At 59.8% G+C, this 13859-nt stretch carries 13 protein-coding genes and 1 pseudogene; 6 read left to right on the top strand and 8 right to left on the bottom strand.

Going from position 1 to position 13859, the window contains the following annotated elements:
• The first annotated feature begins 17 nt into the window (after positions 1-17).
• The 3 genes and pseudogenes from I9H09_RS24230 to I9H09_RS27280 all read left to right on the top strand — a co-directional run.
• Positions 18-1355, top strand: coding sequence for a S41 family peptidase (locus tag I9H09_RS24230; RefSeq protein ID WP_005896096.1), 1338 nt, complete (start codon positions 18-20; stop codon positions 1353-1355).
• A 3-nt stretch (positions 1356-1358) separates the two neighbouring features.
• Positions 1359-2141, top strand: coding sequence for a divergent polysaccharide deacetylase family protein (locus I9H09_RS24235; protein ID WP_024691083.1), 783 nt, complete (start codon positions 1359-1361; stop codon positions 2139-2141).
• 67 nt (positions 2142-2208) lie between these two features.
• Positions 2209-2334 (top strand): annotated as a pseudogene (locus I9H09_RS27280) (serine protease); the annotation flags it as partial.
• Positions 2335-2338: 4 nt separating this feature from the next.
• Here the strand turns inward: I9H09_RS27280 and I9H09_RS24240 are convergent.
• From I9H09_RS24240 to I9H09_RS24275, 8 genes are all read right to left on the bottom strand, one after another.
• Positions 2339-3094: a substrate-binding periplasmic protein gene (locus I9H09_RS24240; protein ID WP_005896090.1), complete on the bottom strand. Its 756-nt coding sequence runs from the start codon at positions 3092-3094 to the stop codon at positions 2339-2341.
• 184 nt (positions 3095-3278) lie between these two features.
• The gene (gene hisF, locus I9H09_RS24245; RefSeq protein WP_122324969.1) at positions 3279-4049 is read right to left on the bottom strand and encodes an imidazole glycerol phosphate synthase subunit HisF; all 771 of its coding nucleotides are present in this window, start codon (positions 4047-4049) and stop codon (positions 3279-3281) included.
• 19 nt (positions 4050-4068) lie between these two features.
• Positions 4069-4806, bottom strand: a complete 738-nt coding sequence (hisA, locus tag I9H09_RS24250) for a 1-(5-phosphoribosyl)-5-[(5-phosphoribosylamino)methylideneamino]imidazole-4-carboxamide isomerase (protein WP_005896086.1) — start codon at positions 4804-4806, stop codon at positions 4069-4071.
• A gap of 107 nt (positions 4807-4913) precedes the next feature.
• The gene (locus tag I9H09_RS24255; protein ID WP_005896084.1) at positions 4914-5174 is read right to left on the bottom strand and encodes a DUF2164 domain-containing protein; all 261 of its coding nucleotides are present in this window, start codon (positions 5172-5174) and stop codon (positions 4914-4916) included.
• A gap of 4 nt (positions 5175-5178) precedes the next feature.
• The gene (hisH, locus tag I9H09_RS24260; RefSeq protein ID WP_005896081.1) at positions 5179-5817 is read right to left on the bottom strand and encodes an imidazole glycerol phosphate synthase subunit HisH; all 639 of its coding nucleotides are present in this window, start codon (positions 5815-5817) and stop codon (positions 5179-5181) included.
• Complete coding sequence (gene hisB, locus I9H09_RS24265; RefSeq protein WP_053931860.1) at positions 5817-6410, bottom strand: imidazoleglycerol-phosphate dehydratase HisB; 594 nt, start codon at positions 6408-6410, stop codon at positions 5817-5819. Before hisB ends, hisH begins: the two co-directional genes overlap by 1 nt.
• 93 nt (positions 6411-6503) lie before the next feature.
• Entirely contained in the window at positions 6504-7703 is a 1200-nt protein-coding gene (locus I9H09_RS24270; protein WP_236502417.1) for an amino acid aminotransferase, read from the bottom strand.
• Between the two features lie 274 nt (positions 7704-7977).
• Entirely contained in the window at positions 7978-9639 is a 1662-nt protein-coding gene (locus tag I9H09_RS24275) for an OFA family MFS transporter (protein ID WP_053479540.1), read from the bottom strand.
• 499 nt (positions 9640-10138) lie between these two features.
• Between I9H09_RS24275 and I9H09_RS24280 the strand changes: the two genes are divergently transcribed.
• From I9H09_RS24280 to I9H09_RS24290, 3 genes are all read left to right on the top strand, one after another.
• The gene (locus tag I9H09_RS24280; RefSeq protein WP_122346818.1) at positions 10139-12376 is read left to right on the top strand and encodes an AsmA family protein; all 2238 of its coding nucleotides are present in this window, start codon (positions 10139-10141) and stop codon (positions 12374-12376) included.
• Positions 12377-12465: 89 nt separating this feature from the next.
• Complete coding sequence (gene mutY, locus I9H09_RS24285) at positions 12466-13533, top strand: A/G-specific adenine glycosylase (protein ID WP_122324971.1); 1068 nt, start codon at positions 12466-12468, stop codon at positions 13531-13533.
• Positions 13530-13802: an oxidative damage protection protein gene (locus tag I9H09_RS24290; RefSeq protein WP_002555777.1), complete on the top strand. Its 273-nt coding sequence runs from the start codon at positions 13530-13532 to the stop codon at positions 13800-13802. Before mutY ends, I9H09_RS24290 begins: the two co-directional genes overlap by 4 nt.
• Positions 13803-13859: the final 57 nt, after the last annotated feature.

Raw genomic sequence — 13859 nt, forward strand, 5'->3', positions numbered from 1 at the left:
GTAGGAGTTCGTTAGACATGCTGCATTTGTCCCGCCTCACCTCGCTGGCCCTGGCGATTGCCATCGTTATCGGCGCGCCTCTGGCGCAAGCTGCCGAAAAGACCGCGCCAGCCACGCCTGCAGCAGTCACGCCCGCCAAAACCAATGCCACTGCCAAGCCGCCGCTTCCGCTGGACGAGCTGCGTACCTTTGCGGAGGTCATGGACCGGGTCAAGGCGGCCTATGTCGAGCCGGTGGACGACAAGACACTGCTGGAAAACGCTATCAAGGGCATGCTCAGCAACCTTGATCCGCACTCTGCCTACCTCGGCCCGGAAGATTTCCAGGAGCTGCAGGAAAGCACCAGCGGCGAATTCGGCGGCCTGGGCATCGAAGTGGGCGTCGAGGACGGTCTCGTCAAAGTGGTCTCGCCCATCGACGATACCCCTGCTTCCAAGGCTGGCATCGAGGCAGGCGACCTGATCGTGAAGATCAATGGCACGCCAACCCAAGGCCAGAACATGCAGGAAGCGGTCGACAAGATGCGCGGCAAGATCGGCGAAAAGATCACCCTGACGCTGGTGCGCGACGGCGGCACGCCGTTTGACGTGACGCTGGCGCGGGCGACCATTCAGGTCAAGAGCGTCAAGGCGCAGATGCTGGAGAACGGCTACGGGTACATCCGCATCACTCAGTTCCAGGTCAAGACCGGTGACGAAGTCGGCAAGGCGCTGGCCAAATTCCGCAAGGACAATGGCAAGAAGATGAGCGGCCTGATTCTCGACCTGCGCAATAACCCGGGCGGCGTGCTGCAGTCGGCGGTGCAAGTGGCGGATCACTTCCTCACCAAAGGTCTGATCGTCTACACCAAAGGCCGCATCGCCAACTCTGAGCTGCGTTTCTCGGCAGACCCGGCAGACGCCAGCGAAGGCGTGCCACTGGTGGTGCTGATCAACGGCGGCAGCGCCTCTGCATCGGAAATCGTCGCCGGCGCCCTGCAAGACCAGAAGCGCGGCATCCTGATGGGCACCGACACGTTCGGCAAAGGCTCGGTGCAAACCGTGCTGCCGCTGAACAACGACCGCGCCTTGAAAATCACCACGGCGCTGTATTACACGCCGAACGGCCGCTCGATTCAGGCTCAAGGTATCAACCCGGACATCGTGGTACGTCGGGCCAAGGTCACCAGCGAAGCGGACGGCGAGAACTACAAGGAAGCCGACCTGATGGGTCACCTGGGCAACGGCAATGGCGGCGCCGACAAGCCGACCGTTAAAGGCAGTGCAGCAGCCAAGGCGCGTCCGCAGGATGACGACTTCCAGCTCAGCCAGGCGCTCAGCCTGCTGAAGGGGCTGAGCATCACCCGCGGCAATTGACGGATGCGCTTACTCGGCTCTTTGTTGTTGGCACTCTCGATCACTGGCGCTGCCCACGCAGCGTCAGTCGCGCAGGCTGACAAACCCTCAAAAGCTTACCTCAGCCTGATCATCGATGACCTGGGGCAAAATGCAGATCGCGACAGCAGGACGCTGGCGCTTCCCGGCCCGGTAACGCTGGCGATCATGCCTGATACGCCGCACGCCACTGACTTTGCCCGCCAGGTACATCGCGCAGGCAAGACGGTGATGCTGCACATGCCGATGGACCCGGCCACCGGGCCATATGCCTGGCACCCGGAACTGCCATTGCCCGAACTGGAAAGCCGTCTCAATGCGGCGCTGCTGAAGGTGCCTTATGCTGCTGGCATCAATAACCACATGGGCAGCCGCATGACTGCCGAACCAGTCGCCATGGCCTGGTTGATGGCCGAGTTGCAGCGGCGTCATCTGTTTTTTGTTGACAGCCGCACCAGCGCAAAAACAGTGGCCGCCGCCGAAGCACAGCGTATCGGTCTGGCCAGCGTGTCTCGCGACGTATTTCTGGACGATGAGCGCACAGCCGAAGCCATTACCCGGCAATTACAGACGGCAATCAAACTGGCTCACAAACAGGGCTCGGTCGTTGTGATTGGTCACCCCTACCCGGTCACGCTGGACGTACTCGAGCGCGAACTGCCCAAACTCAAGGCCCAAGGCGTGGAATGGATCGATCTGCGCAGCATGATCGGCGAACGGGGCAATCAGGCAAGTGCGGGGCATGGCAAGAACGGGGTGTATCGCTGATTCTGCGAATCATGAAACGCGTCTGTGCGTTTCCCTGATTGTCGTGAGCCTCAGGGCTAGGGGCTAAAAGACCCAACTAAGCAATCTGACGTTCCGCGCAAAGTCGCTGCCGATGAAAATATGCACCTACGCCCACGGCATCAACAGACAGCCTTCCGCTTTACGTGAAGATCTGGTGCCTGCCGCAGGCTGAGCGGTTACTGATAGCGCGCCTTGACGGCATTAACCCAGCCTTCGGCGCGCATCTGATCGAGGGCCTTTTGCAGCCGAGTGACGATTTCGTCAGGCGTGCTTTTGTTCACGGCCAGGTACAACTCGGCGCTGTTGAAACGCAACGCCGTCTTGAACCCGGTAACGCCTTCGAGCTTCGCCAGATAGCGCCCTACAGGATCGCCCACCGCCCACAGGTCGATTTGCCCGTTGGCCAGCTTCTTGACGTTGTCCCGGTCACGCAGCATAAGGATCGGATTCAGTCCCATGGCGTTCAGACGCTCGCCAATGGCGTCGCCCTTGTAGGCACCCACTTTGTAATCGCGGACCTGCTCCAGTGAAGTCAGGGTGATGGGGCTGTCGCCACGCGCAAGCATTATCCAGTCGTAGGAGCCCACCGGGCCGACCCATTTGAACAGCTTCTCCCGCTCGGGCAGGCGAGTGGTGGAAAATACGCCGTAGCCCGGCTTATCGCGAGCAAGCTTGTAAACGCGATCCCAGGGGAAGCGCAGGGTCATGCTGTAACCGATGTTCGCGCGCTTGAACATCTCGCGCACCACTTCGGCGGCGATACCGTCGATGTTGTTTTCCTGCGCGAAATTCTTGCCATCGATCGCCATGTTGAATGGCGGAAAGTTCTCGGTCAGCAGCACCATTGAATAAGGCGGTGACGGGTCGGCCCGAGCCCCCTCACTCAGCAAGGCGCCGACCCCGATCAGGGCAAGAAATAGACGTTTGAACATGTTCCGGCACTCGATCGTGAACGACGCATGCAGAGTGCCGGTAACCCGGTGCACTGTCTAGCCCGGTACTCTGCGATGTCGCTTGCAAGCAATACCCGAGCCGCAAAGGACCGAAATGAAACGAGCGCCGAATCTTTCAAACCAGGTCTGAAACACGCGACGCTCGCTTTATGGCCGCAATTGCCTACCGCACGACGATACCGCGGCTGGCCATATAAGCCTTGGCCTCGGGAACGGTGTATTCGCCGAAGTGAAAAATACTGGCAGCCAGTACTGCACTGGCATGGCCTTCGATCACACCGGCAGCCAGATGCTCCAGGTTGCCGACACCGCCCGAAGCGATGACCGGTATCCCCAGCGCGTCGCTGATGGCGCGGGTAACACCCAGGTCGAAGCCGTTTTTCATGCCGTCCTGATCCATGCTGGTCAGCAGAATTTCGCCGGCGCCCAGCTCTTCCATCTTTTTCGCCCAAAGCACGGCATCGAGCCCGGTAGGCTTGCGTCCGCCGTGGGTGAAGATTTCCCAGCGCGGGGTTTCGCCCGGGCCGGAGACCTTCTTGGCATCGATGGCAACCACGATGCACTGCGAGCCGAAACGCGCGGCGGCCTCACCGACAAATTCGGGCGTGAACACGGCAGCGGTATTGATGGAGACTTTATCCGCGCCTGCATTGAGCAGGTTGCGAATGTCCTCCACAGTACGCACGCCACCGCCCACGGTCAGCGGAATGAACACCTGACTGGCCATGCGCTCGACCGTATGCAGCGTGGTGTCACGACCATCGACGCTGGCAGTGATGTCGAGAAAGGTGATTTCGTCAGCACCCTGCTCGTCATAACGGCGAGCAATTTCCACCGGGTCACCAGCGTCGCGAATGTTCTCGAACTTGACGCCCTTGACCACTCGACCGTTGTCGACGTCCAGGCAAGGAATGATGCGTTTGGCTAGGGCCACAGGGTCAATCTCCAGCTATTCAACGTTGTTCGCGGTCACAGAGCGCTTGCGCTTCGGCCACATCCAGCGTGCCTTCGTAAATCGCACGACCGGTGATGGCACCAATGATGCCCGGAGCCTTGGCGTTCAGCAGCGCCTGGATGTCGCCCAGGTTGTGAATGCCGCCCGACGCGATGACCGGGATTCTCGTGGCGGCTGCCAATGCAGCAGTGAACGGGATATTGCAGCCCTGCATCATGCCGTCTTTGGCGATGTCGGTGTACACGATCGCCGCTACACCATTGGCCTCAAAGCGCTTGGCCAGGTCGATGACCTGCACGGTGCTGACTTCAGCCCAGCCGTCGGTGGCGACGAAACCATCCTTGGCATCCAGACCGACAATCACCTTGCCGGGGAACGCACGGCAGGCTTCGGCCACGAACTCGGGCTCTTTGACGGCCTTGGTGCCGATGATGACGTAGCTCACGCCGGCCTTGATGTAATGCTCGATGGTTTCCAGCGAACGAATACCGCCGCCGATCTGGATCGGCAGGTTCGGGTAGCGTCTGGCGATGGCAGTAACCACATCGCCGTTGACCGGCTGACCTTCGAACGCACCGTTCAGGTCGACCAGATGCAGACGGCGGCAGCCGCCGTCGACCCACTTGGCAGCCATCGCCACCGGGTCATCGGAGAACACCGTGGAATCTTCCATACGGCCCTGACGCAAACGTACGCAGGCGCCATCTTTGAGGTCGATAGCAGGGATAATCAGCATGCTTTTTCCTTGGTCAAAAAGAGCGGCAAGCTGCAAGCGATTAGCTGCAAGTATGCGCACTCATTGATTCTTGCGGCCTGGGGCGGGAAGCTCGAAGCCGCTTCTATTCAATTTTTTTCGAGTGCCCAGAGATCACTTTCGATGCTCTCGAACCGCTCCTTAAGGTGCTGCTGAACATCGAAAATGGCGCGATTGTAGTAATGCGGAGCGATCTCGCGCGTGAACAGCTCAAGCACTTCCGCCACTTCAAAAGAGCCGAGTTCCAGCTCGAAGCGATCGGCAAACAGGCGCTTGAGCTTGTCGATTGCCTGCTGCTCATGTTCAGGCGACAGGGTCAGGATCGGCGGCTTGCCCTTGGCTTTGTTCATACGCTTACCAGCGACCATCCCAGGCGGCGAAGTTCTGCAGCAATTGCAGGCCGTGGGTATGGCTCTTCTCAGGGTGGAACTGCACCGCGAAACGCGAACCATCGGCCAGTGCTGCGGCGAAATCGAGACCGTAGTGGCCGCGCCCGACCACTTGACGCTGGTTGGCGGCATCAATGTAAAAACTGTGTACGAAGTAGAAACGCGCCAGGTCCGGGATGTCGTGCCACAGCGGGTGATCCACGGCTTGCGCCACCTGGTTCCAGCCCATGTGCGGCACTTTCAGGTGTTCGCCCTCTTCATGCAGGTCCTTGCCGAAGAACTTCACCTGGCCGGGGAACAGGCCGATGCAGTCCACGCCACCACTCTCTTCGCTTCTGTCGAGCAACGCCTGCATACCTACGCAGATACCGAGAAACGGGCGGTCCTGGCTAACTTCCCTGACCAGAGAATCGAAGCCCAGACGGCGGATCTCGGCCATGCAGTCGCGAATCGCGCCGACGCCCGGAAATACGACACGGTCGGCTTCACGAATCACTTGGGCGTCACTGGTAATCAGCACACGACCGGCACCCACATGCTCCAGCGCCTTGGCGACAGAGTGCAGGTTGCCCATGCCGTAATCGATGACCGCAACCGTCTGCATCAGAGCACACCCTTGGTGGATGGCATTTGTCCGGCCATACGCTCATCCAGCTCGACCGCCATGCGCAGCGCACGGCCAAAGGCCTTGAACACGGTTTCGATCTGGTGATGGGTGTTGGTGCCGCGCAGGTTGTCGATGTGCAGCGTCACGTTGGCATGGTTGACGAAGCCCTGGAAGAACTCCTGAAACAGGTCCACATCAAAGCCGCCAACCGTGGCGCGGGTATACGGCACATGCATTTGCAGGCCCGGACGCCCGGAAAAGTCGATGACCACACGCGACAGCGCTTCATCGAGCGGCACGTAGGCGTGGCCATAACGACGAATGCCCTTCTTGTCGCCGACGGCCTGGCTGAAAGCCTGACCCACGGTGATCCCGACGTCTTCGACCGTGTGATGGTCATCGATTGCCAGGTCACCCTTGCACTCGATGTCCAGGTCGATCAGCCCGTGCCGGGCGATCTGGTCGAGCATGTGCTCAAGAAAAGGCACGCCGATATCGAATCGGGCCTTTCCGGTGCCATCCAGGTTGATCGAGGCTTTGATCTGGGTTTCCAGAGTATTGCGCTCGACGTACGCCTTACGTTCGACCATCACCAGCTCCGCAAAATCATTGGGCGAAAAAAGGCGAGCATTATAGGCCCAGAAGCGCTCGCCATGAAGCAAACAGACGGCCAGCAGGGCATTTTAGTGAGTGAACAGGCTCGCGATGGCGTCACACACCTTGTCGACATTGCCTTCATTCAGACCCGCCATGCACACCCGGCCGCTGCGCAGCATGTAAATGCCGTGAACGTCTTTCAGCTCGTCGACCTGCGGCGGTGTCAACCCGGTGTAGCTGAACATCCCGCTCTGCCTGAGGATAAAGCTGAAATCACGCCCGGGGACTTTCTGCACCAGTGCCGAGACCAGCCGCGTGCGCATGTCGATGATACGCAGACGCATGGCTTCGACTTCGCTCAGCCATTGGTCACGCAAAAGCGGTGTATTGAGCACTTTGGAAGCCAGAAATGCGCCATGTGCAGGCGGGCTGGAATAGTTGCGGCGCACAGTCGCCTTGAGCTGGCCGAATACGTTGGCAGCCGACGAGGTGTCTTCGCAGACCACCGACAGCCCGCCGACACGCTCGCCATACAGCGAAAAGATTTTCGAGAACGAGTTGCTGACCAGCGTGGTGACACCCGCATCGGCCATTGCACGGATCGCATAGGAGTCTTCGTCCATGCCCTTGCCGAAGCCCTGATAGGCAATGTCCAGAAACGCGATGAGCTGACGCTCCTTGACCACTTCGATCAACTGATCCCACTGCGCAACCGACAGGTCGGCGCCGGTCGGGTTGTGGCAGCAGGGGTGCAGTAACAGGATGCTCTGCGCGGGCAGGCTTTGCACGGTGTCGAGCATGGCCTCGAACCTGACTCCGCCGGTCTGCGCGTCGAAGTACGGGTAGGTGTTGACCTTGAAGCCCGCCCCGCCGAACAGCGCCAAGTGGTTTTCCCAGGTCGGGTCACTGACCCAGACTTGAGAGTTCGGGAACGCATACTTGAGGAAATCAGCCCCCACCTTCAACGCGCCCGAACCACCCACGGTCTGGATAGTGGCCACACGGCCAGCCTGCACCAGCCGGTGATCAGCACCAAACAGCAGGGTTTGCACCGCCTGCCGATAAGCGGCCAGGCCTTCCATCGGCAGATACACCGAAGCCACCTGCTCGCCTTGGGCCAGTTGCTGTTGCGCCGCTGCTACACATGCCAACTGCGGGATACGACCCTGGGCGTCGTAATACAGACCGATGCTCAGATTGACCTTGTCCGCACGTGAATCCTTGCCAAAGGTTTCCATCAGCGAAAGGATCGGATCACCGGCGTATGACTCCACGTGGGCTAGCATGCAAACAACTCCTTCAGGCAATAAATCAGGGGTTGCTAATGTAGCAGCGTCTGCAAGGGAACGGGCAGAGCTTCGAGCACATTGAGCCGCAGATGGGTGACGCAGAGCGTCACGCAAGGCATTCCCACGCTGGAACGTGCGGAACGAGAGTCGTCAGTCAGATCACTATCGTGCCCATGCTCCGCGTGGGCATGCCGTTCTGGACGCTCTGCGTCCGCCCCAAAAAAAAGCGCCGGCACCGAGGTGCAAGCGCTTTTCTGTTACCTGCAGGCTTTTAGTGGAACAGCACTGCGGTCTTTTGCAGGGTGATCCAGACGCCCCACGCCAACGGGATACCGACGGCCAGCCAGGCCGCGATGACCAGTGGCTTGCTGCTGTCGGATGCTTTCCACTCCAGCGAAGTGCTGGCGTTGGCGCCCTTGTCGTGGCCGATGGCTTGTTCAACAGCCAGTTCGGCGTCGGTCATGAAGTACTTGTCGGCAACCGGACGAATCAGCAGGTTGCAGATAAAGCCCAGCACCAGCAGACCCGAGAGGATGTACAGCGTGATGTCGTAAGCATCGGCACGCGCAACACCGTGGCTGAGTTGGTACTCACGCAGGTAGTTGACCAATACCGGACCCAGTACGCCCGCCGCCGCCCATGCAGTCAGCAGACGCCCGTGGATCGCGCCGACCATCTGCGTACCAAACAGGTCAGCCAGATACGCCGGAACAGTCGCGAAACCGCCGCCGTACATCGACAGCACCACACAGAAAGCCGCAACGAACAGCGCGATGCTGCCCATATGACCCAGGGTCGGAACCGACGCGTAAAGCAGGAAGCCCAGCGCGAAGAACACAAAGTAAGTTGCCTTGCGACCGATGTAGTCCGAGCACGAAGCCCAGAAGAAACGACCGCCAATGTTGAACAGACTCAACAGACCAGTGAAACCTGCGGCAATCGCAGCAATGGCTTTCAGTTGATCGGCATTGAGCTGGCTGAATGTCAGATCGTTGCCCAGCAGCTTACCGGCGAACACTTCCTGCAACAGCGGCGAAGCCATGCCCAGGATGCCGATACCGGCCGATACGTTCAGGCACAGCACCAGCCACACCAGACGGAACTGCGGAGTTTTCCAGGCCACGCTGACATGCACGTGACGGTTGGTGATCATCGAGTTCTTGGCCTTGGCGGCCGGAGCGGTCCAGCCTTCTGGTTTCCAGCCGGTAGGCGGAACGCGGTAGCCCAGAGCGCCGCCGATCATGAAGACAAAGTAGATCGCCGCCATCACCACGAAGCTCTGCCAGACGCCCACACTTTCAGCGGATGCAAAGTGGCCCATCAGCGCAGTGGCCAGAGGAGCGCCCACCATCGCGCCACCACCAAAGCCCATGATCGCCATACCGGTAGCCATGCCGCGCTTGTCCGGGAACCACTTGATCAGGGTCGATACCGGGGAGATATAACCCAACCCCAGACCAATACCGCCGATTACACCCGACCCCAGCCACATCAGCCAGATCTGGTGCGTGTAAATACCCAACGCAGAAATCAGCAGACCACCACACCAGCACAGTGCCGAAACAACACCGGCCTTGCGTGGACCTGCGTGCTCAAGCCAGCCACCCCAAATGGCAGCCGAGCAACCCAGGAAGATAAAGAACAGCGTGTAGATCCAGCCCAGCATGGAGATCTGCCAGTCACAGGTCGACGCAAACATCTGCGCGAAGAAACCCATGTCCGGGGTGCAGGCAACAGGTGCGCTAACACCGACTGCTTTGGACAGCGGCAACCAGAACACCGAGAAGCCATAGGCCATACCGATGCAAAGATGGATTGCCAGTGCTGCTGGTGGAACAAGCCAACGGTTGAACCCGGGCTTGGCGATAATGCGCTCTTTGGACAAGAACGCAGGCTGAACGGCTTCGCCGCCCAAGGCTGTGCTTGTGCTCATTATAATTACCCCAATGTGTGAAGCTCGTAGATGGTCCGCTGGTCCGCCACAGACTCCATGCCGAGCGGCCATGTCTGTTTTATCGGCAGGTTATTCAGATACGTGACAAAAAGACGCACCCAACCTAACAAAAACGGAGACTATCACTCTCTGATTGCAAAAGAGCATCTTCTTACATGCTTTTTATCAACAATATCAGCACCTTAATCCATGCAGTCTATTACCCCATAGATGCCCTCAATTAACCGGTACAGATAGCCTGCTCAAACGTTAGTGGGGCAACTAACTTGCCGATCTGCCCGATACATGAAAAATACCCGGCAGATCCATCACGCGGCACCGCCCTCTTGGTTTTCCCGTACACCCAGTGCGTGCAGCAAGGGTGCGCCATTTTTCGAGCAGGGCGCTGAAGGGCAATAACGGCATCCGGGGCCCGGGATGCTCCCCGGAGCGGTATACTCTCGGGCTAATTTTTGAACATCGACACAAGGACTCGCCCATGAAAGCGTTCGGCAAAATCCTGGGGCTGTTTATTCTCGGGTTGTTGCTGATCATCGTGGCTCTCGGCTTCGCCCTGACCCACCTGTTTGATCCCAACGACTATAAAGACGAGATTCGACAACTGGCACGCGACAAGGCCAACGTCGAGCTGACGCTCAATGGCGATATCGGCTGGAGCCTGTTCCCTTGGCTCGGCCTGGAATTGAACGACGCCCATGTCGCGACCCTGACCGCTCCCGACCAGCCATTTGCCGATGTGCAGATGCTCGGCCTGTCGGTCCGAGTCCTGCCGTTGCTTCGCCGCCAGGTGCAGATGAGCGATATCCGTGTCGAAGGCCTGAACCTGATGCTGCACCGTGATGAAAACGGTCATGGCAACTGGGAAGACATCGGCAAGCCCGCTGTCGCAGCTACCGCAGCATCTGACGACTCGACACCCGCGCCAACACCCGCGCCAGCACCAGACGCACCTAAAACGGATCGCCCTGCCCAGCCAATCAGGCTCGACATCGACAGCCTGACGGTCAACAACGCACGCGTGGACTACAGCGATGCCAGAAAAGGCCGCACCTTCACAGCTGAAAGTATCCAGCTGAGCACCGGGCCGATTCGTGAAGCCTCTGATATACCCATCAAACTCACCGCGTTCCTCAGCACCAACCAGCCCGTCGTGCGCACCAAGACCGAACTGGTCGGCCAACTGCGCATGGATCGCGTGCTCAAACGTTATCAATTCGAAGACATGCGCCTTTCCGGCGAAGTTGCAGGCGAGCCGCTGCAAGGCAAAACCGTCACCTTCTCTGCCCAAGGCCAGTTGCTGGTAGATCTCGCCGCGAACATTGCCGAATGGAACAGCCTCAAAGTGTCAGCCAACCAGCTGCGCGCGCTGGGCGAACTGCGCGCCCGCGATCTGGATAAAACCCCACAGATCAGTGGTGGCCTGTCCATTGCCCAGCTTGATCTGCGCACCTTCCTCGACAGCATCGGCCAGCCGCTTCCGGCCATGACCGACGGCGCACTGAGCAAGGTCGAGATGGTCACCAGGCTCGCTGGTACGCCTACCAGCCTTGCGCTGGAAAACCTCAACCTGAAAGTAGACGACAGCAGCTTCACCGGGCGCATCGCCGTCGATGACTTCGCCAAGCAGGCGCTGCGCGTCCAGCTCAAGGGCGATACCTTCAATGCCGACCGCTATCGCCCCGCCGAAAGCGAAGAAAGCAAAGGCACCAAGGCCGCCCGCAAAGCCGAAGTCCAGTCGGGCGAAGCTGCCGCCGTAGCTGGCGACTCGCCACTGCCGGAGCAACCGACCAAGACCGCCTGGAGCACCACAAAGCTGCTGCCACTGGAGCGCTTGCGCACGCTGGACGTCGAGGCTGAGCTGAGCTTCGGCAAGCTCACGCTGAACAAGCTGCCCATCGATAACGCCGCTTTCAAGACCCAGGCCAGCGGTGGCGTGATCAAGCTTGATACGTTGAGCGGCGATCTTTACAACGGCAACTTCGAGGTCAAAGGCAACCTGGACGCCCGGCCCGACATTCCCGTCGCCAGTGTGCAGACGCACATTGCCAAAGTGCCGGTCGAGCGGGTACTGGAAAGCCAGGGCCAGACGCCGCCGGTACGCGGCCTGCTGACCCTGGACAGCAACCTGACCGGCACGGGCAACAGTGAAAAAGCCCTGATCGACAGCCTGAACGGCACAGCCAGCTTTGCCCTCAACAATGGCGTGCTGGTCAATGCCAACCTCGAGCAGCAGCTGTGCAAGGGCATTTCGACCCTGAATCGCAAGCCACTGACCGGCGAACCGCGCGCCAAGGACACGCCCTTCCAGCAGCTGAACGGCAATCTGGTGGTGCGCAACGGCGTGGCCAGCAACCCTGACCTCAAGGTCCGGATTCCCGGCATGACCGTCAACGGCAATGGCGATGTGGACCTGCGCGTACTGGGCATGAACTACCGCGTTGGCATCATCGTCGAAGGCGACAAGAGCGACATGCCGGACCCGGCTTGCGAGATCAACCCGCGCTTCGTCGGCATCGAATGGCCGGTGCAGTGCCGTGGCCCGCTGGAACTAGGCGCCAAGGCTTGCCGACTGGACAAGGACGGCGTCGGCCAGATCGCCGCAAAACTGGCCGGCGACCGGATCAGCGAAAAGCTTGAAGACAAGCTGAACGAGAAACTGGGCGACAAGGTCAGCCCGGAATTCAAGGACGCGCTCAAGGGATTGTTCAAACGCTGAGCCACAGCCAGCAGTGCAGGAGCGCCATCCTATGGCGCTCCTGCACTGGCAACCCTCTTCACACCCCGACAACGAGAGCCAACCCGGCCATGCAGCCCGAACAATTCTCCAGCGCCGTGCTGGACTGGTACGACCGCCATGGCCGGCATAACCTGCCCTGGCAACAAGGCATCACGCCCTATCGGGTATGGGTATCGGAAATCATGCTGCAGCAGACGCAGGTCAGCACCGTCCTGAACTACTTCGACCGTTTCATGGAGGCCTTGCCGACCGTGCAGGCGCTGGCCGAAGCCCCCGAGGACGAAGTACTGCACCTGTGGACCGGGCTGGGCTATTACACCCGCGCCCGTAACCTGCAGAAGACCGCAAAGATCGTGGTTGCCGATCACGAGGGCGAATTCCCCCGTGACGTTGAAAAACTGATCCTGCTTCCGGGTATCGGCTTGTCCACCGCAGGCGCCATCGCCAGCCTGAGCATGGGTATACGCGCGCCGATTCTCGACGGCAACGTGAAACGCGTGCTGGCGCGTTTCACTGCGCAAGAGGGCTACCCCGGCGAACCCAAGGTGGCCAAACAGCTCTGGGCCACCGCCGAACGCTTTACACCTCACAGCCGCGTCAACAACTACACCCAGGCAATGATGGACCTCGGCGCCACGCTGTGTACACGCAGCAAGCCCAGTTGCCTGCTCTGCCCGCTGGAGCGCAGTTGCGAGGCGCACATGCTCGGCCTGGAGACCCGCTACCCGATCCCCAAACCGCGCAAGACCGTCCCGCAGAAACGCACGCTCATGCCGATGCTCGCCAATGGCGACGGCGCGATTCTGCTCTATCGCCGCCCTTCCAGCGGCTTGTGGGGCGGCCTGTGGAGCCTGCCGGAGCTGGATGACTTCGCCGACCTGCAACATCTGGCCACGCAGCACGCCCTGGAGCTGGGAGAACATCACGCACTGCCGGAGCTGATCCACACCTTCAGCCATTTCCAGTTGAGCATCGAACCATGGCTGATCAATGTCCAGGAGTCGGCCCATCACGTGGCCGAGGCCGACTGGCTCTGGTATAACCTCGCCACCCCGCCACGCCTGGGCCTTGCTGCCCCGGTGAAAAAGCTGCTCAAACGCGCAGCCGACGTATTGAACGCAGGAGAGTCGTCATGACCCGTACCGTAATGTGCCGCAAATACAAAGAAGAACTGCCCGGCCTGGAGCGCGCCCCGTACCCAGGCGCCAAAGGCGAAGATATCTTCAACCACGTCTCGCAGAAAGCCTGGGCCGACTGGCAGAAACACCAGACCCTGCTGATCAACGAACGTCGTCTGAACATGATGAACGCCGAAGACCGCAAATTCCTCCAGACCGAGATGGACAAGTTTCTCTCGGGCGAAGAATACGCTCAGGCCGAAGGCTACGTACCCCCCGAAAAATAAAGCGTTTCACCCAGTGAAGGTCGTAAGCGTCGGTAATAATTCAAATTTTTTAAAAAA

Origin of the sequence: Pseudomonas tremae (assembly GCF_023278125.1) — a bacterium.
GTDB lineage: Bacteria > Pseudomonadota > Gammaproteobacteria > Pseudomonadales > Pseudomonadaceae > Aquipseudomonas > Aquipseudomonas tremae.